Origin of the sequence: Candidatus Francisella endociliophora (assembly GCF_000764555.1) — a bacterium.
Classification (GTDB): domain Bacteria; phylum Pseudomonadota; class Gammaproteobacteria; order Francisellales; family Francisellaceae; genus Francisella; species Francisella endociliophora.
Window position 1 is genome coordinate 171,870 of the sequence record NZ_CP009574.1, and the last position, 18,919, is coordinate 190,788.

Below are 18,919 nucleotides of genomic sequence, written 5' to 3' on the forward strand. Positions count from 1 at the left end.
AATGTGATTTTGAGCATTTAGATAAAATGTAATAATTCAAAATTACTAGTTAGAGTTTTACTCTATAGATTAATAAGATTTTATGCTATGGCAAATTATAATATTTTAGATGAAATAAATAATCCAGATGATCTTAAATTACTTGATGAAGAGCAGCTTAAAGAACTATGCAATGAATTAAGAGGTTTTTTGGTAGATACTTTAGATGTAAGTGGCGGACACTTTGCAAGTAGTCTTGGAGCTACGGAGCTTACAGTTGCTTTACATTATATTTATAATGCACCACATGATAATATTGTTTGGGATGTTGGACACCAAACTTATATTCACAAAATTATCACTGGTAGAAAAGATAAACTTGTTACTATCAAAAAAGACGGTGGTATCTCTGGTTTTCCAAAGCGAGCAGAAAGTGAGTATGATACATTTGGGGTAGGTCATTCTAGTACTTCTATAAGTGCTGCTCTTGGTATGGCATCAGCTGATAGATTACAGAAAAAGTTTTCAAAAACAGTAGCTGTAATTGGTGATGGTGCTATTACAGGTGGTATGGCTTTTGAAGCACTAAATCATGCCGGAGGTATGAAAGAAGATATTCTTGTCGTATTGAATGATAATGAAATGTCTATTTCAGATAATGTAGGTGGACTTTCTGCACATTTTAGTAAAATTATTTCGGGTGGCTTTTATAATGCTTTACGTGAAAAAGGTAAGGAAGTTTTAAAAAATATCCCTCCGATGTTTGATTTAGTTAAGAAAGTAGAAACTCAAACAAAAGGAATGTTTGTTCCTGCTAATTTTTTTGAAGACTTAGGATTTTATTATGTTGGGCCTGTAGATGGTCATGATGTAAAAGAGTTAGTTAAGACTTTAAGAATTCTGAAAGATCATAAAGGGCCTAAGCTTCTACATATTATTACTAAAAAAGGCAAAGGATATACAAAGGCTGAATCTGATCCTATTAAATTTCATCATGTAGCACCTAGTTTTCATACAGGTGAAGAGGCAACAAAAGCATCTAAACCTACGTATTCAAATATATTTGGTGATTGGATTTGCCAAAAAGCTGGTAAAGATAAAAAACTTGTTGGAATTACGCCAGCTATGAAAGAAGGCTCCGATCTAATAAGATTTGCTGAAGAATATCCTGATAGGTACTTTGATGTGGCAATTGCAGAACAACATGCTGTGACATTTGCCGGAGGTTTGGCTTGTCAAGGACTTAAACCAGTAGTTGCGATATATTCAACATTTTTACAACGAGCTTATGATCAAGTCATACATGATGTGGCATTACAAAATTTAGATGTTCTGTATGCAATTGATAGAGCAGGGCTTGTTGGTGCAGATGGAGCTACTCATGATGGTAGTTTTGATTTATCATTTATGCGTTGTATTCCTAATCATGTGATTATGACTCCAAGTAATGAGAATGAAACTCATCACATGCTTGAGCTAGGATACGAATATAAAGGTCCTGCGATGGTTCGTTATCCTCGTGGAACTGGTACTGGTGTTAAGATTACCGATAGCTTAGATCTTGAATTAGGTAAAGCAAAAGCTATTAGAAAAGGATCTAAGATTGCAATTTTAAATTTTGGAACTTTACTTCCAATCGCAAAGCAAGTTGCTGATAAATATAATGCTACAGTTATTGATATGAGATTTGTAAAACCTCTTGATGAAAATATCATAAATGAGATTTGTAAGTCACATGATATTTTAGTAACTCTGGAGGAAAACTCTATAGCTGGTGGTGCTGGATCTGCCGTTAACGAATATCTAATAGCAAAAGATTTAACTAAAAAAATTACTGTTAAAAACTTTGGTCTTCAGGATGAATTTTTAAACCATGGTACAAAAGATTTATTATTAGATTATAGTAATATTTCTGTTGAAAAAATATCTAAAGAGATTGATAAACTAATATAGTAAAGATAAGTGATAATAAAAAAATCATTCAGTTCTTAAAGAGACTGGTAACACAAATGATAAAGTTTGTAACTATTTTGAAGAATAGATATATTTGCTTTAGTTTCTGGTAAAGTTCTTTTTTTATATAAAAAGTTAAAATAATAACCTATTTATTCTTTACAAGAATATTCTTACTAATATCTTTCTAAGTCTATGAAGATAAACTTAATATAATAATATCAAATATCATATGAATGCTTTGTTGCATATTTAACGATATTAATGGTAATCTTAAATTATTAATTTTTATCTTAACGGGTATAAAGAAGAATGAAAAAGATAATAGTGGTTTTTTTTACTGTATTAGTTTTATATTTTGGGTATAACACACTATTTGGATCAAACATAAACAATTGGAATATAGTCAATAGCAAACCACAAGGTCAGACTATTGTAGCTTTTGGGGATAGCCTAACAGCAGGGTATGGTGTTGACAAAGCAGAAAACTATCCAGCTCTGCTTTCTAAAATGATTAATCAACCTGTCATAAATATGGGAATTTCGGGAGAAACTACAGCTCAAGCACTACAGAGAGTGAATTCTGTAATAGCTCAGGATCCAAAAATAGTATTGATAACTCTTGGAGGAAATGATTTAAAGAAAAATACTCCTGCTAGTGAAGCTTTTTATAACTTAAAAGAAATTGTAGATAAACTACAAGATCATGGGGCGCTAGTTGTAATAGGCGGAATTGACTTTCCTTACTATAGTAAAGATTATGCTGATGATTATATTAAATTTGCAAAAGATAATGGTTGCTTACTTGTGCCAAATATTTTAGATGGTTTATTTGGACATAGTGATTTAATGGTTGATAGGGTACATCCAAATGCTAAGGGATATACAATTGTGGCAACTATGTTTAATAATGTCCTTAAAAATTATTTATAGATCTTTTTTTAAAGTGTTCATTCTATAATCAGAATGTGTTAAATCCAAACCTAATTTTTTTCTAATAAAAGGTAAAGAGAAGTAGCCTCTAATATATTTTTCACCATTTTCATCTTTATCATGAACAACAATATGATGATATTCAGAGTTAATTAGAGTATTTAAAATATGTCCAACTTTTGAACTTTCTATTATAGGATATGAAGCAACATTTACCATAGAAAGAGAAATTTTAGCATCATTAGCTGTTAAATCAGCAGGTTTTACATCTAAGCTTCTAGCTCTTTCTTGTAAAGCTTGTCCCTCTATATAATGAAGAGAAATAGTTCCTATGACTTTATCATCAGCATTTGTTACTAAAATAAAATCTTTATGATTATCTATTAGCTTAGTTTTAACATCTTTTATATTTGTGTCTCCTCTGACAACTAGGGCCTTATGCTTTTTGAAATCTCTGAATACACGTAATGCAGGACTATTTAAATATAGTAATTTATTTATTTCATCATTTAGATAGCCAATTTGTTTCATATCCGTAAAATGAGAAAGTTCTATTTTTTTAAAGTCTTTTAGATCCACTAGATTCTCCTATAAAATGTGGAATTGATATCTAAAGTTTAGACAAAATATTTGTCTTTTTCAAAGCTTATCAGCTATTATTTATATCATTATATAGATTGATTGATAAAGCATGAAAAACTATTTAGTTACAGGTGGATCAAAAGGTATAGGTCAAGCGGCTATTGACTTACTTTTACAGGATAAAAATAATAATGTTTTTAATATAGATATTACTGATAGTAATAACAAAAAAAATCTTACTTATATAAAAGCAGATTTAATTAATCAGTTAGAGATATCTGATGCTATATCTCAAATAAAAGATATTCAGTTTGATGGTATTTTCTTTAATGCTGGTATACTAGTTAAAGGATCTGTATTTGATATTAGCATAGAAGATATTAAAAAAGTTCTTGATATAAATGTTTGGTCCATTATTCATATTATTAAAGGACTAAAACATAGTATTAATAATGGTGCATCTATAGTTATTAATGGCTCTGATCAATGTTTTGTCGCTAAACCAGATAGTTTTGCTTATACAATGAGTAAAGGAGCTATTGCTCAAATGACTAAATCATTAGCTATAGATTTGGCTAAATATCAAATTAGAGTGAATGCAGTTTGTCCAGGTACTGTAGATACTGATCTTTATAGAGATTTAATCCAAAAATATGCTGATAATGTTGGTATCTCTTTTGAGCAAGCACATAAACAAGAATGTCAAGAGTTTCCACTAAACACTATTGCTCAACCACAAGATATAGCTGATTTAGTGATGTTTTTATTAAGTGAAAAAAGTAGATTCATGACTGGTAGTTTAGTTCCTATTGATGGAGGTTATACAGCTCGATAGTCAAGGCTAATGATGCTATAATCAAGCTAACTTATTTTATGAAATATAAATATGATTGAAACAGATAGAATAATATCCGCAAATACAATCAAAACTAATGATGAAAATGCTATAGATAGGGCAATAAGACCTAAAACTCTTGCTGAATACGAGGGGCAACCAGTAGTTCGTGAACAAATGGAGATATTTATTCAAGCAGCTAAATCTCGTGGCGATGCTCTTGATCATACTTTGATTTTTGGTCCTCCTGGTTTAGGTAAAACTACACTCTCAAATATTATAGCTAATGAAATGGGTGTTGAACTTAAACAAACTAGTGGTCCAGTTTTAGAAAAAGCAGGGGACTTAGCAGCACTTCTTACAAACCTTGAAGAAAATGATGTTCTATTTATAGATGAGATTCACCGCTTAAGTCCTGTTATTGAAGAGATTCTATATCCTGCTATGGAAGATTATCAACTTGATATTATGATAGGTGAGGGTCCAGCCGCTAGATCTATCAAAATAGATTTACCTCCATTTACATTAGTAGGAGCAACTACTCGAGCAGGACTTCTAACATCTCCATTACGTGATAGGTTTGGTATTATCCAGCGATTAGAATTTTATTCGATAGAAGATCTTTCTAAAATTGTATATCGTTCAGCTCAACTTCTTGATTTAGATATTACTGATGATGGTGCTACTGAGATTGCAAAACGCTCTCGTGGTACACCAAGGATAGCAAATAGACTTCTTCGTCGAGTTAGAGATTATGCTCAAGTAAAAGGTACTGGTGAGATTAACTATGAAATAGCAGATAAAGCTCTTACAATGTTAAAAGTTGATCCAGTAGGGTTTGATCATATGGATCATAAATATCTACTCACATTGATAGAAAAATTTGCTGGTGGCCCTGTCGGTCTTGATACGATAGCAGCAGCCTTAAGTGAAGAAAAAGGAACAATAGAAGACGTAATTGAGCCTTATCTAATCCAGCAAGGCTATATAATGCGTACAGCAAGAGGGCGAATAGCTACTTTATTAGCGTATAATCACTTTAAGTTAAAAATTCCTGATAATCTTAGTCAACAACAAAATGCACTTGTATAAATTGCCAAATAAATTATATTTCAACACCTTATGTTATACTTATTTAAAGTATCTGTAGATGAAAAGACAGTAATTAATATCGTAGACTTTTGATAAGTTGGACCTTAGGGAGCGAATGAACAGAAAGTTACGGTTTGGAATTATTGTCGTAAATACTGGTACAAAGTTTCCCTACTTATACCAAACTCTTTAGCTAAATGCGTCTTTTTCTCTCCATTGCTCACACGCTCTTTCAATTCTAATATTTTATTTTTGTCTAAGGTAGGTTTTCTTCCTTTATAAATACCTTTATTTTTAGCAAGGGCTATACCCTCAAGTTGTCGTTCCTTAATCAAAGAGCGTTCAAACTCAGCAAAAGCTCCCATAACAGACAGTAATAAAATAGACATAGGATTATCTTCACTTGAAAATGTTAAACCCTCTTTAACAAATTTAACTACGACATTATTTGATGTTAATTGAGTCACAATTTTACGTAAGTCTTCTAGATTTCTTGCTAGTCTATCCATACTATGGATATAAACAATATCATCATCTCTCGCATACTCTAAAAGATTCATTAGCTCAGGTCTATTGATATTTTTACCAGATACTTTATCTATAAATATCTTATTCAATTTTAAGCCATGTAATTGTCTCTCATGATTTTGAGCTAAAGTACTTACTCGGATATAACCAATTTTTTTACCAGTCATTTTAGATTCGCATAAAATAGTGTCAGATTAGATTCTATAAGTTTGAATGGTTTTTGTCAATAAAGTAAAATACATACCTATAACTGACACATATTATATACTGACCTGACAGTCAGATTAGACTATACTCTAAATGGACAAAATTATGGAAAAGAAATTATCTCAAGAACTTATTATTAAAAATTGGACATTATCAGAAGATGATAAAAACGAAGTTAAAAGCGTAAAAGCTGAATTCAGATTATATTTATCCATACAACTATGCTCTTTACGAAACAATGGTAAATTTATTCAATATTGTAATGATATTCCTGCTGATATCATTAACTACTTAAGTAAGCAGTTAAAATTGCCACCTACTTTGATAGTTAATGAGCCATCTCGTAAAGCAACTATTACAGAACATCGCCAAAAATTATTATCATATTTAGAATTTGAAAAATATGAAGGCTTAATTATTTTAGGCTTTGAAGCATGGATAGAGTCAGAGGCTAGACAAGGTATGTTGCCAAATGAGTTAAATAATGAAGCTCAAGCATTTCTACTTAAAAATAAAATAGTCATTCCAGGTAAATCAGTATTAGACAGAACTATAACAAGTATTTGTAATAAAGTTCATAGTGAAATATTTGAAAAGATTTATAATAGCTTGCCTATTGATCTTAAAGAACAGATAGATGAAGCATTAGATTCATCCAATGACTCTAAATCATATTTTAGTCAGCTAAAACAATATCCCCCATATTCAACTGCTTCTTCTATAAACACATATTTGCAATTATATGAAAAGCTAAGTTCTTTTAATCTTGAAAGAATTAATAGCAATTTTATAAATTCAAAATTCTTAGCCTATATTTTTAAGCTAACTAAAAACTATAATTCTAGAGATATCAAAAGGTTTAATGGACATAAACGATATGCATTAATGATTTGTTTTCTTATTGAAAGTAAAAAGTATTTGCTAGATAACTTAATCAAAATGCATGATCAATTTATACAGGAAATGTTACGCAGCTGTAAAAATGCTTATGAAAAAAAGTTCAAACAGAATCGTAGATCTCATGGAAAAGATGTAGATTATATGATTGAATTTAGTGAACTTATTTTAAATGCTAAAAAGGATGACAATATTAGTATTGAGTCATTATTTGATCAAATACAAGACTCAAAATTACTTGAACATAAAAATAATCTAAAAGCTTACAAACTATTAGATGAGAAAGGGTTAAGTGACACAATTTTACGTAGATATCCAAATTTCAGAAAATACTTTGCCAATTTTATTAATTTACCTTTTAAAGTTGAGAGTGGCAGTGAGTACTTACTCGAATGCATAAATATAATAAGAGATTTAGATGCTAGTAAAATAAAAACACTTCCTTCAAATGCACCACATGATTTTGCTACTAAAGATTTATCCTCTAGGTTAAAAGATAATAATAAGGTTAATAGAAATGCTTGGGAACTTAGTGTAGCTATAGAAATGCGTGAAAAATTACGATCTGGAGATCTCTATCTTGCTGAAAGTAGACAGCATATACCATTTTGGAATATGATGATTGATGATCTAACATGGGAGAATGTAAGACAGCAAGCGCCTAATGAGCTAGGCTTATCATCACAATATATTATAAAATCTGAGTTAGTAAATGGTTTTAACAATGAACTTGCAGAGTATGTGAAAGCCTGGAATAAAGATGATTTTGCAACTATTATTAATGGCCAGCTAAAGCTTAAAAGAAAAGATAAACTAATCGTCTCTGACGAGGTTGAAAAAATACAAAAGTTAATAGAGTCAGGACTATCTCCAATACGTATAGAGCAATTACTTATAGATATAGATAAAGTCACAGGTTTTAGTAAGTACTTTACACCTATTCAAGGACACAAATCTAGACCAAATAATTTTTATAAAACTTTAATAGCAGCCATTATATCTCAAGCTACAAATTTAGGTATCCAAGCAACTAGTGCAAGTGTTCCTGGAATAACTGTTGATATGCTTAGACATGTTATTGGAACTTATATAAATGAGGAAAATATTAATCAAGCAAGTGCTGAAATAGTAAAGCATCATCATAATCATCCTTTAAGCTCTATACAAGGTGATGGAAAAATCTCATCTTCAGATTTACAGAGGTTTAAAATAAGAGCAAGCTCTTTAATGGCTTCTCACTATCCAAGATACTATGGCTATTATGAGAAAGCTATAGGAATATATACACATGTCTCTGATCAACTTTCTGTTTATCATACTAAAGCTATATCTTGTGGACCTCGTGAAGCACTATATGTTTTAGATGGATTATTAGAAAATAATACTGTCCTAGGTATTAAAGCTCACACTACTGATACTCATGGATATACAGAAATAGTCTTTGCGATGTTTTATATATTAGATTTTTTCTTTATGCCTAGAATTAAGGATTTAAAAGATCAGCAGTTGTATAAAGTTGATAGAAATTATTCATATGGGGCTTTTGAGTCATTACTTACAAAGATAGTTGACTTAGATATAATCCAAGAACAATGGGATAATATATTAAGAATAGCGATATCGCTGAAAAGAAAAACTGTTCAAGCAAACATTGTTGTTCAACGTTTAACCAGTAGTGGCCCAGCTGATAGATTAACACGAGCTTTTATAAATCTTGGTAGGATTGTAAAAACCAAATATATACTTCAATATCTAACCGATAAAGATCTAAGACAAACGGTTCAAACTCAGCTTAATAAAGGAGAATATAGACATAAGCTCCCTCGCTGGATATTCTTTGCTAATCAAGGAGAATTTACTACTGGTGATTATGAAGAGATAATGAATAAAGCTAGTAGTCTAAGCTTGGTTTCAAATGCCATATTGATGTGGAACACTATAAAAATAGACGAAATAATAAAATCATTAGAAAAACAGAATATAAAGGTTAGTAAAGAAACTCTATCTCATATATCACTGCTACCATTCAAGCATGTATTGCCAAATGGTACATATTTCATTGAAACAGAGTAGCATATCCTGTGTTTGTGGAATTTCTTACAGAAAGTTACGGTTTGAATAGTAGAAATATCTAAAAATTCGTTTGAAACCGTAATTTTCTGTTAATTCGCTCCTAAAAGTACTAAACAAGATAAAATTATTTACAATATACCGCCATAGGGTATATAATAAAATTAGTGTTTATTAAATAAATTTACAAATATGCATCCTTGTCATTCGAAACATTTAAGCAAGTTAAACAGAGTAGCTGGTCAAGTTGAGGCTATAAAAAAGATGATCAATGAGAATAGATACTGTGTAGATATCATGACTCAAATAAAGGCAGCAAGAAGTGCTTTAAAAGCTGTAGAACTAGCAGTTTTAGAAACACATATGAAGTCTTGTTTGGAGGAGTGTCATAATGATCAAGATGCTCGAGAGGAAAAAATCTCAGAGATTATGGCTCTACTAAAAAAGTACGAGTAAATTGAAGGAGTCATTATGAGTGATAATCAGCAAAACATAGTAAAAAAAGCTGTTCTTTATCGAATGGTTACAGATAAGCATATTTGTCCATATGGTATAAAAGCTAAAGATCTTTTGAAAAAAAAAGGTTATGAAGTTGAAGATAATCATCTAAAAACTAGAGAAGAGACTGATAAATTTAAAGAAGAGCATAGTGTAAAGACTACTCCACAAACTTTTATAGATGGTAAGCGAATCGGTGGTTACGATGATCTTCTAGTATTTTTTGGAGAGGATAAACCTAAAAAAGAAAAATCATATACTCCTGTTATAGCTGTTTTTGCTATAGCCTTTTTATTAGCTAGTGCAACTAGTTATACATATGGCTTAGGTTTTTTATCTATCATTAAATTATTTATGGGCTTTAGCATATCTATATTAGCTATGTTAAAACTCCAGGATATCGAGAAATTTTTAAATCAATTTATCACATATGATTTATTAGCTATGAGATGGCTACATTATGCATATATTTATCCATTTGCAGAAGCAGTTGTTGGTATAGGGATCGTGGCAAGTATATTTACTTCAATAATAGCTGTGATCGCGATAATTATCGGTTCTATAGGAGCTGTCTCAGTATATTATGCTGTATATATCCAAAAGCGTGAACTTAAGTGTGCTTGTGTTGGTGGCAATAGTAAAGTGCCTCTTGGTTTTTTATCATTAACTGAAAATATAATGATGATAATTATGGGTGTATGGGTGCTATGTATATAGTAAATGGTTAAGGTCTAAAATGAAAAAATTAAAGAAACTTTTGTTTGTTTTATTATTAGTAGTAGTAATAATTTTATTAGCTGTATTTTTTTATCCTAAAAATAAGGATGGTGTAGAACTATTAGTAACTAATAAAACTATACAAGTTGATGGTAAAAATGTTGTTGTAAATACAGTAGTTCAACCAGATGGGACCTGGGGTTACTATGGAACCGAAGGTGATAACTTTAATGTTACAGTTAAAAATGGTTTAAAAGAGCCGACCGTACTACACTGGCATGGATTATTATTACCAAATAAAGCTGATGGTACTGAACTTACACAACCATATATAAAGCCTGGAGAGTCTTATAATTATAATTTTAAACTAAAGCAGAGTGGTACATTCTGGATGCACTCACATTATGGTTTTCAGGAGCAAACATATGTAGAGGCACCTCTTATAATTTATCCAAAGGGATATAATCCTAAAAATGATATAGTAATTATGTTTCAAGACTTTAGTTTTAAAAAACCAGAAAAGATCATAAAAGATCTTAAACATAGTGATAACACTAATCATCATATGCATGCTATGCACAACATGGGTATGGCAATGGATAATGATATGAAGCCAGATTTAAATGATGTTTCATATGATGCATTTTTGACAAATTATAAAAGTGTTGATAATCCTGAAATAAAACAAGTAATACCAGGAGAAAAATATCGTTTAAGATTTATCAATGGTTCGTCATCAACAAATTTTTGGATAAATCTAGGTAAATTAAAAGGTAAGGTTATCGCTGTCGATGGAGTTAATGTTAAATCTTATAAAGATAGTACTTTCCAATTAGCTATAGCTCAAAGGATGGATGTAGAAATTACAATTCCAGCCTCAGGTGTTTTTCCTATATTAGGTCAAGTTGAGGGAGAGAAAGATCAAACTGGTATTATCTTAACTACTGAGACTAAAAAAAGTGTTAAAAAACTAACTATAGAGAAACTGTCTAAAACTGATTCTAAAGCATTTAGCTATGATCAATTAAGAAGGCTTCATGCTAAAAATGATGATATAGATACCTCTGATATTGAAAAAACTATAGATTTGAAATTAAGTGGTGATATGCAAAGTTATGTTTGGCAGATTAATGGGCAAACCTGGCCAAATATATCTCCAATAGAGTTAAACTATGGAAAAACTTATCTATTTAAGATTGAAAATAATACTGGTATGTCTCACCCAATACATATACATGGACATGTTTTTAAAGTAGTTGATATAAATGGAAAACCACTCAAAGATGGTGTTATACGTGACACTATATATGTTGAGCCTAAATCAAGTGTGACAATTGCTTTAAAAGCAGACGCTAAAGGTAAATGGTTTATACATTGTCATATGCTATATCACATGCATTCTGGAATGATGACATTTATAGAAACAAAAAAATAAACTCTGTTAAAAATAGGAATTCTTATGATAAAAAAAATTCATAAAGTTTTTAAAATCATACTCTTATTACTCACCGGAGTAATAATGGGATTGAGTTTATATCATTTTGTTTATATAGAGAAAACTAATAAATTAGAGAACGAACTATCTGATAATCCTTTATATTGGGTAGCTCCTATGGATCCTAACTATAAAAGTGACAAACCAGGCAAGTCTCCAATGGGTATGGAGCTAATACCTGTTTATGCAGAAAAGTCTGATTCTCTTGGAGTTACTATCTCTCCCAAAGTAATTAATAATATTGGTATTGAAATTGCTAAAGCTAAAAGTAGAAGTCTTACAGAAAGCATAAATACTCTTGGGATAATAAAAGAAAATAAGAATAATATAGAACATATTCATCTATATAGAAAAGCTTGGATTAAAGAGCTATATGTAAGTGAGGTTGGTGATAGAGTTGAAAAAGGTCAGGTAATAGCAAAAGTATATTCACCTGAATTATATGTAGATGAGCAAGATTATTTAAATGGAATATTTAGGGGTAAAGATTATGCTTTAAATTCAAAGAGTAGGCTTCTATCTCTTGGAGTTTCTGAGGAACAAATTAAACGTATAGAGAAAAATAGAAAACCTGATTTATTAATAGATATAGTAGCACCAATTTCTGGCTTTGTTTCAAATATTGAAACCCGGGAAGGCATGTATGTTGAAAATAATACAAATATTTTAACAATTGCTAATCTTGATAACGTATGGATAAGTGCTGAATTATTTCCTGGTCAAGCTAAAGATATTAAAGTTGGTGATAAGCTAATAATCAAAAATGATAAAATTAATGCAAATATAACTGGGAAAATAGACTTTATTTCTCCTAAAATCAGTCCCACTACAAGAACTATTTCAGTTAGAGCTACACTTAATAATGAAAAATATTTGTTAAGGCCTAACTTATATACGGATATATCTATAGAACACAATTTAACTAGACAGTTAACTATACCCACTTCTGCTATAATAAGACGTAAAGATCTTGATTATGTGATTGTAAAAAATGGTAATGATTTTTTTGCTAAAAAAGTAAAAATAGGTCAAACAGCTCAAGGATATACTCAGATCTTACAAGGATTACAAGCAAATGATGAAGTTGTTATTTCTTCGCATTTTCTAATTGATTCAGAGTCTAATATTCAAGAAAGTTTAAAAAGATTAACTCTTTCAGATTCTACTAATAATAGTAAACAAAATAATGTTTTTTCAGCTCAAGGAATTATTAAAAGGATTAATAAGGTCAGTAGTGAAATAACTGTATTCCATCAAAAAATGAATATGGATATGAGCTTCAAACTCGAGAAAAATATAGATATTAATGACCTTAAATTAGGTGAATCTATTAAGTTTGAATATATAAAAAATGCTCCAAATAATATTATTATTTCTATTAGCTTAAAAGAATCAAAAGGATCATAAAAATGATTACCAAAGTAGTTAACTGGTCGATTAAAAATAGATTCTTAGTATTGGTTGCTATGTTTTTTCTCTTAGGTGTGGGTATTTATTCAGTTAAAAATACTCCTGTTGATGCTATACCTGACCTATCAGATGTACAGGTTATAGTAAAAACAAGTTATCCAGGTCAAGCACCACAAGTAGTAGAGGATCAGATTACTTATCCGTTATCTTCTGCATTATTAACAGTTCCAGGAGCACAAACAGTAAGAGGATATTCTTTCTTTGGTGACTCCTATGTATATATTATTTTTAATGAAAATACAGATATGTATTGGGCTAGATCTCGAGTTTTAGAGGTTTTAAATCAAATATCATCTGAATTGCCTAAATCAGCTAAAATGTCTTTAGGACCAGATGCAACTGGAGTCGGGTGGATTTACGAGTATGCGTTAATTGATACATCACACACCTTAGATATTTCAAAATTAACTAGTCTACAGAATTGGTTCTTAAAATATGAATTACAAACTATTTCAGGGGTTTCTGAAGTAGCAACTGTAGGAGGAATGGTAAAACAGTATCAAATAGAACTTAATCTCAATGCAATGAGAGCTTATAAGTTGAGTATTAAACAAATTAAAACAGCAATAACTAATTCAAATCAGGAGGTCGGAGGGTCTGTTATAGAGTTAGCTGAAGCTGAGTATATGGTTAGAACAAATGGTTATTTAAAAGATATTAAATCTATAGAAAATATACCTGTTGGAATAGAAAATAACGGAACCCCTGTATTACTTAAAAATGTGGCAACTATTAAAGTTGGACCTGAAATGAGGCGCGGAGTTGTTGACTTAAATGGTCAAGGTGATACTGTAGGCGGGATTATAGTAATGAGAACAGGAGAGAACGCTCTCAAAACGATTAATGCAGTGAAAGATAAATTAAAATCTTTAAAATCAAGTCTTCCTGATGGCGTTAAAATCATCGAAACATATGATCGTTCTAGCCTTATAAATAATGCTATTGATAATTTGAGTTCTAAACTCGTCGAAGAGTTTTTGATTGTACTTTTAGTTTGTTTAGTATTTTTATTTCATATTCGTTCATCTTTAGTAATATTAATAAGTTTACCTATAGGTATATTGTGTGCATTTATAATCATGAGGCTTCAAGGTATTAATGCAAATATAATGTCATTAGGAGGAATTGCAATAGCTATTGGAGCTATGGTAGATGCGGCTATCGTAATGATAGAAAATCTTCATAAGCACTTTGAAAAAAATGAAGTAACTAAAGAAAACCGGTGGAATATTATTGCATCTGCTACATCTGAAGTAGGGCCACCTATTTTCTTTTCTTTATTAATAATTACTTTAAGTTTCATGCCTGTTTTTGCTTTACAAGCCCAAGAAGGTAAACTTTTCTCTCCTTTAGTTTATACTAAAACATATGCTATGGCAGTATCTGCAGGATTATCTATAACTTTAGTACCAGTATTAATGGGGTATTTAGTTAGAGGTAGGATCGTGCCGGAGCATAAAAATCCTATAAATAAGTTACTTATAGTCATTTACAAACCTATATTAGCCAAAATTTTAAAATATTCAAAAACTACTATTCTGATATCAATAATTATTGTTTTTATAACTATATACCCTATAAAAAAGATTGGTAATGAATTTATGCCCGAAATGAATGAAGGTGATCTTATGTATATGCCAACATTAATGCCAGGAGTTTCTATAGGGAAAGCTAGACAAATTCTTCAACAAACTGATAGATTAATAAAATCTGTGCCTGAAGTAAAAACAGTTTTTGGAAAAATTGGTAGGGCTCAGACAGCAACAGATCCTGCTCCGCTAACAATGATTGAAACTATTATACAATTTAAGCCTAAATCAGAATGGCGCAAGGGTATGACATTTAATAAAGTAAAAGAAATACTCAATTCAACTGTTAAGCTACCTGGAGTAACTAACGCGTGGGTTATGCCTATTCGAACACGAATTGATATGCTTGCTACAGGAATTAAAACACCAATTGGTATAAAAATATCTGGGTCTAATTTAACTAAACTTCAGGATATTGGTACAAATATAGAGAATTTGCTAAAAAAAATTCCTAGCACATCGTCAGTATATGCAGATAAAGCTGAAGGGGGAAGGTATATCAATGTAGATATTGACCGTGTAAAAGCAGCAAACTACGGATTATCAATAGCTGATATTCAATCTTTAGTTTCAATTGCAATAGGAGGAATTAATATTTCTGAATCTATAGAAGGTTTAGAACGCTATCCTATTAATCTCAGATTTCCTCAGTATGAAAGAGATTCTATTGAAAAATTAAAACTTCTTCCTATTATTACACCAACAGGTGCCGAAATTCCCCTTGATGATGTTGCAAAAGTATACATTGACAATGGACCCCCTATTATAAAAAGTGAGAATGGTCGCTTGACTAGTTTAGTTCTTGTAGATGTTGATTCTAATGTAGATATTGGTAATTATATTTCTCAAGTGAAATCGGAGTTTAAAAAAAACCTGAAACTTCCAACTGGATACTCAATTACATTTTCAGGACAATATGAATATATGCAACGTGCTAACCAACAACTACTCAAAGTTATACCTTTTACTATAATAATTATAGTTTTACTTTTATATATGAGTTTAAATAATATTTTTGATGTCATCATCATAGTATTAACCTTACCATTAGCTATAGTTGGTGGAATTTGGCTTACATATTTGCTTGGATATAGTTTTTCGGTTGCAATAGGAGTAGGCTTTATAGCTTTAGCTGGCGTAGCTATTGAGATTAATGTTTTAATGTTAGTTTACATAAAACAATCTCTTAAAAATAATCAATTAACGAAACTACATTATATAAATAATGCCATAATAGATGGTGCAACTTTAAGAGTGAGAGCCATAACTATGACTGTTGTAGCTGTTATATCAGGGTTAATACCAATAGTTTTAAGTTCAGGTGCAGGATCTGAGGTAATGAAAAGAATAGCTACCCCTATGGTAGGCGGTATGCTTAGTACTTTAATACTTTCTCTAATATTATTGCCTGCTTTATATTATCAGTATCTGTTAATTAAATGGGAATTAAAAGGAGATAAAAAATGATAGAGATTATACCTAATATACATCCCTTTTTAGTGCATTTTTCAATTGCTCTCACTATAGTATGTTTTATTCTTTTAAATTTAGGTTATGGTTTTAGTTTTTTAAAGTTAGATAGAATATCAAAAAAATGTTTTGATTCTGCTGAAATGATTTTATATATGTTAGGAATATTTATAATATTAACTATCTTCGCAGGATTCTATGCTTTTTATACTGTGAATTTTCATAATATGATAGCACATAAAGCTATGGTATTGCATAGAAATATAGCGTTAATATTTACCTTCTCAATATTTATATTTATTATTTGGGCTGTGATTCTTTCAAGGAAAAAGAAATTTCCATCAGCTTTCTTCATGATGGGTTTTATAATACCTGTATGTTTAGCACTATTTACAGGTTATTTAGGAGCTGAGTTAGTATATCGTCACTCAATTGGGGTTATAAAAAATGTAGAGGTTTTACAAAATCATTCAAACAACCATCAACATTAAAAATGAATCCAAACCGTAACTTTCTGTTCATTCGCTCCCTATGGTCCAAGTTCTTATAATGTAGCTATGAAAATATTTTCATAAGACTTATAGAGTTAAACTCTGTTTAGGAAAATAATAAAAAAATACTTTAAAGATTTTTATAAGCTGAGATTAAAAATCTTAATAGACCGAGTATATGTAATATCATAAGCAATACTTAAAGCATCTTCTTTTGATATTCTTCCCTGAAGAACCATCTCTGCTAAATAAATAGCATCAACTCTACGTGCTATATCATGTCTAACCGGTATAGAGAGTAGGGCACGAGTATCGTCTATAAACCCAGAACAGTTATAGAATCCAGCTGTCTCAGTTACTGCATGACGAAATCTTTTCATACCTTCAGCAGAATCATTGAACCACCATGGGGGTCCTAAAAAAACACTTGGATAGTGTCCAGCAAGGGGCGCTAGTTCGCGAGAGTATGTAGACTCGTCCATTGTAAATAGCACAGTTTTAAAATTGCGACTATTACCAACTTTATTTAGAAGTGGATATAAACCATTTACATAATCACATTTTAATGGAATATCACAGCCTCTATCATTACCAAATTTTCTTTGGATACGAGAGTTATGATTTCTAAATACTCCAGCATGAATTTGCATAACAAGACCATCATCAGTAGCCATTTTTGCCATTTCAGTAAGCATTTGACCACTAAATATACTTTTTTCTTGGTTTGATGCGGTATTTGATACGATTTTTTTAAATAACTCTCTACGCTCTGACTTGCTTAGATCATAAGTATTTGGAACAGTTACACCATGATCTGTAGCAGTTGCTCCATTTTTCTTAAAATATTCTCTACGCTCAGCAAGTACTTTTATAAAATCCTCATAAGAGTCTATTTTAGTATTTAATTTTTTAGCAAGCTTTTTGATATTTTTATGAACAGGGTGAAGCTCAGGATTTGTAACACTATCTGGTCTAAATGTAGGCAGGACTTTACAGTCAAAACTAGAGTTAGCAATATTTTTATGATGCTGTAGATTATCGGCTACGTCATCTGTTGTTGCTATTGCTTTGATATTAAATCTTTCACAAATTTCTCTAGGTAGAAACTCTTTTTGCTTCAAGCAGTTATCTATATGTTCATATAGTTCATCAGCTGTTTCAGGAGTAAATGATTTATTATAACCAAAAACATCTTTTAGTTGAGCATCAAACCAAAGTCCAACTTGAGTTCCTCGAAATAAGTACCAGTTTTCAGCTACTTTTTTCCAAATTTTTCTTGGATCTGTTTCTACTTGCTTGCCATCTTTTCTACTAATACCAAAGTCTTCTAACCTTAGACCTTGAGAATAGAACATTCTAAAAATATAGTGATCAGGTTTTATAAGTAACTCTACAGGATTTTCAAAAGGCTTATTTTCATCAAACCATGCTGGATCAGTATGCCCATGAGGACTTATAATGGATAGATCTTTTATATGATGATAAATCTCTAGAGCTAGATCTCTAGTTTGTTTATCTACAGGCATTAAAACATTATCGTTTAACATATTCTCTATCTCCTTCTATATTAACGATGAGCTTCCTATAGCAATAATATTTTCTTGATCTAAATATTCTTGTTGGTTTTGAGAGTTTATTCCTCCTGTAACACAAAATTTAACTTGAGGAAAAACAGCTTTATAGTTTTTTAACAACTTAATTCCACCAGATGCTTCAGCAGGAAAAAATTTAATTAAATGAAATCTATAGCTTAAAATAGTCATAATTTCAAAAGGTGTCACAGCACCTGGTAAATATGGTAAGTTATGATCTTGAGCAAATCTTAACATCTCTTCAGTGCTTCCTGGAGAAACTAAAAAATCAGCTCCAAGTCGCATGACTTTTCTTAATAACTCAAGACTTGTAATAGTACCAATACCTATTACGAAATCATCATTAGTTTTGATAACTTCCTTTATAACTTCTAAGGCATTTGGAGTTCTTAATGTAAATTCAACTATATTTATATTTTTATTTCTAAGTTTAAATAATATATTATTCGCCTCATGAATATCATCAGCTGCAACAACTGGAATAAGAGGGTGTTTTGCTAAAATATTCTCTAAATTCACTT

At 30.6% G+C, this 18,919-nt stretch carries 15 protein-coding genes; 11 read left to right on the plus strand and 4 right to left on the minus strand.

The window, feature by feature from the left end:
* Positions 1 to 87 precede the first annotated feature (87 nt).
* Both dxs and QI37_RS00885 read left to right on the plus strand, forming a co-directional pair.
* A complete protein-coding gene (dxs, locus tag QI37_RS00880) occupies positions 88 to 1,932 on the plus strand; it encodes a 1-deoxy-D-xylulose-5-phosphate synthase (protein WP_040007692.1) in 1,845 nt (614 codons plus the stop codon).
* 312 nt (positions 1,933 to 2,244) lie between these two features.
* Positions 2,245 to 2,865, plus strand: coding sequence for an arylesterase (locus tag QI37_RS00885; RefSeq protein WP_040007694.1), 621 nt, complete (start codon positions 2,245 to 2,247; stop codon positions 2,863 to 2,865).
* Here QI37_RS00885 and QI37_RS00890 read toward each other — a convergent pair.
* Positions 2,860 to 3,444 carry a CBS domain-containing protein gene (locus QI37_RS00890; RefSeq protein ID WP_040007696.1) on the minus strand — a complete coding sequence of 195 codons (585 nt, stop codon included), beginning with the start codon at positions 3,442 to 3,444 and terminating at the stop codon, positions 2,860 to 2,862. The two genes, QI37_RS00885 and QI37_RS00890, sit on opposite strands and share 6 nt — an antisense overlap.
* Before the next feature lie 112 nt (positions 3,445 to 3,556).
* Between QI37_RS00890 and QI37_RS00895 the strand changes: the two genes are divergently transcribed.
* Entirely contained in the window at positions 3,557 to 4,282 is a 726-nt protein-coding gene (locus QI37_RS00895; RefSeq protein ID WP_040007698.1) for an SDR family NAD(P)-dependent oxidoreductase, read from the plus strand.
* 51 nt (positions 4,283 to 4,333) lie between these two features.
* The gene (gene ruvB, locus QI37_RS00900) at positions 4,334 to 5,374 is read left to right on the plus strand and encodes a Holliday junction branch migration DNA helicase RuvB (protein ID WP_040007699.1); all 1,041 of its coding nucleotides are present in this window, start codon (positions 4,334 to 4,336) and stop codon (positions 5,372 to 5,374) included.
* Between the two features lie 140 nt (positions 5,375 to 5,514).
* Here ruvB and QI37_RS00905 read toward each other — a convergent pair whose 3' ends face one another.
* Positions 5,515 to 6,069 carry a recombinase family protein gene (locus QI37_RS00905; RefSeq protein ID WP_040007700.1) on the minus strand — a complete coding sequence of 185 codons (555 nt, stop codon included), beginning with the start codon at positions 6,067 to 6,069 and terminating at the stop codon, positions 5,515 to 5,517.
* Positions 6,070 to 6,214: 145 nt separating this feature from the next.
* On the opposite strand from QI37_RS00905, the gene QI37_RS00910 reads away from it, so the two are divergent.
* From QI37_RS00910 to QI37_RS00940, 7 genes are all read left to right on the plus strand, one after another.
* Positions 6,215 to 9,079, plus strand: coding sequence for a Tn3 family transposase (locus tag QI37_RS00910; RefSeq protein ID WP_158409058.1), 2,865 nt, complete (start codon positions 6,215 to 6,217; stop codon positions 9,077 to 9,079).
* 189 nt (positions 9,080 to 9,268) lie between these two features.
* On the plus strand, positions 9,269 to 9,532 hold the full coding sequence (locus tag QI37_RS00915; protein WP_040007701.1) for a metal-sensitive transcriptional regulator: 264 nt from the start codon (positions 9,269 to 9,271) through the stop codon (positions 9,530 to 9,532).
* A 15-nt stretch (positions 9,533 to 9,547) separates the two neighbouring features.
* Positions 9,548 to 10,291, plus strand: coding sequence for a MauE/DoxX family redox-associated membrane protein (locus QI37_RS00920; RefSeq protein WP_040007702.1), 744 nt, complete (start codon positions 9,548 to 9,550; stop codon positions 10,289 to 10,291).
* Positions 10,292 to 10,310: 19 nt separating this feature from the next.
* Positions 10,311 to 11,726 (plus strand): multicopper oxidase family protein, encoded by a 1,416-nt coding sequence (locus QI37_RS00925; RefSeq protein WP_040010627.1) that lies wholly within the window; start codon positions 10,311 to 10,313, stop codon positions 11,724 to 11,726.
* Positions 11,727 to 11,750: 24 nt separating this feature from the next.
* Positions 11,751 to 13,193, plus strand: a complete 1,443-nt coding sequence (locus QI37_RS00930; protein ID WP_044526204.1) for an efflux RND transporter periplasmic adaptor subunit — start codon at positions 11,751 to 11,753, stop codon at positions 13,191 to 13,193.
* Between the two features lie 59 nt (positions 13,194 to 13,252).
* Positions 13,253 to 16,312 (plus strand): efflux RND transporter permease subunit, encoded by a 3,060-nt coding sequence (locus QI37_RS00935; RefSeq protein ID WP_425460485.1) that lies wholly within the window; start codon positions 13,253 to 13,255, stop codon positions 16,310 to 16,312.
* Complete coding sequence (locus tag QI37_RS00940) at positions 16,309 to 16,806, plus strand: DUF2231 domain-containing protein (protein WP_040007718.1); 498 nt, start codon at positions 16,309 to 16,311, stop codon at positions 16,804 to 16,806. The genes QI37_RS00935 and QI37_RS00940 overlap by 4 nt, the downstream gene beginning before the upstream one ends.
* 140 nt (positions 16,807 to 16,946) lie before the next feature.
* Here the strand turns inward: QI37_RS00940 and uxaC are convergent, their stop codons facing one another.
* Both uxaC and QI37_RS00950 read right to left on the minus strand, forming a co-directional pair.
* Positions 16,947 to 18,353, minus strand: coding sequence for a glucuronate isomerase (uxaC, locus tag QI37_RS00945; RefSeq protein ID WP_040007719.1), 1,407 nt, complete (start codon positions 18,351 to 18,353; stop codon positions 16,947 to 16,949).
* Positions 18,354 to 18,368: 15 nt separating this feature from the next.
* A complete protein-coding gene (locus QI37_RS00950; RefSeq protein ID WP_040007721.1) occupies positions 18,369 to 18,917 on the minus strand; it encodes a bifunctional 4-hydroxy-2-oxoglutarate aldolase/2-dehydro-3-deoxy-phosphogluconate aldolase in 549 nt (182 codons plus the stop codon).
* Between the last annotated feature and the right edge of the window lie 2 nt (positions 18,918 to 18,919).

Coding starts and splice junctions, on each gene's coding strand:
- dxs (WP_040007692.1), top strand. CDS start 88: ATGGCAAATTATAATATTTTAGATGAAATAAATAATCCAGATGATCTT.
- QI37_RS00885 (WP_040007694.1), top strand. CDS start 2,245: ATGAAAAAGATAATAGTGGTTTTTTTTACTGTATTAGTTTTATATTTT.
- QI37_RS00895 (WP_040007698.1), top strand. CDS start 3,557: ATGAAAAACTATTTAGTTACAGGTGGATCAAAAGGTATAGGTCAAGCG.
- ruvB (WP_040007699.1), top strand. CDS start 4,334: ATGATTGAAACAGATAGAATAATATCCGCAAATACAATCAAAACTAAT.
- QI37_RS00905 (WP_040007700.1), bottom strand. CDS start 6,069: ATGACTGGTAAAAAAATTGGTTATATCCGAGTAAGTACTTTAGCTCAA.
- QI37_RS00910 (WP_158409058.1), top strand. CDS start 6,215: ATGGAAAAGAAATTATCTCAAGAACTTATTATTAAAAATTGGACATTA.
- QI37_RS00915 (WP_040007701.1), top strand. CDS start 9,269: ATGCATCCTTGTCATTCGAAACATTTAAGCAAGTTAAACAGAGTAGCT.
- QI37_RS00920 (WP_040007702.1), top strand. CDS start 9,548: ATGAGTGATAATCAGCAAAACATAGTAAAAAAAGCTGTTCTTTATCGA.
- QI37_RS00925 (WP_040010627.1), top strand. CDS start 10,311: ATGAAAAAATTAAAGAAACTTTTGTTTGTTTTATTATTAGTAGTAGTA.
- QI37_RS00930 (WP_044526204.1), top strand. CDS start 11,751: ATGATAAAAAAAATTCATAAAGTTTTTAAAATCATACTCTTATTACTC.
- QI37_RS00935 (WP_425460485.1), top strand. CDS start 13,253: ATGTTTTTTCTCTTAGGTGTGGGTATTTATTCAGTTAAAAATACTCCT.
- QI37_RS00940 (WP_040007718.1), top strand. CDS start 16,309: ATGATAGAGATTATACCTAATATACATCCCTTTTTAGTGCATTTTTCA.
- uxaC (WP_040007719.1), bottom strand. CDS start 18,353: ATGTTAAACGATAATGTTTTAATGCCTGTAGATAAACAAACTAGAGAT.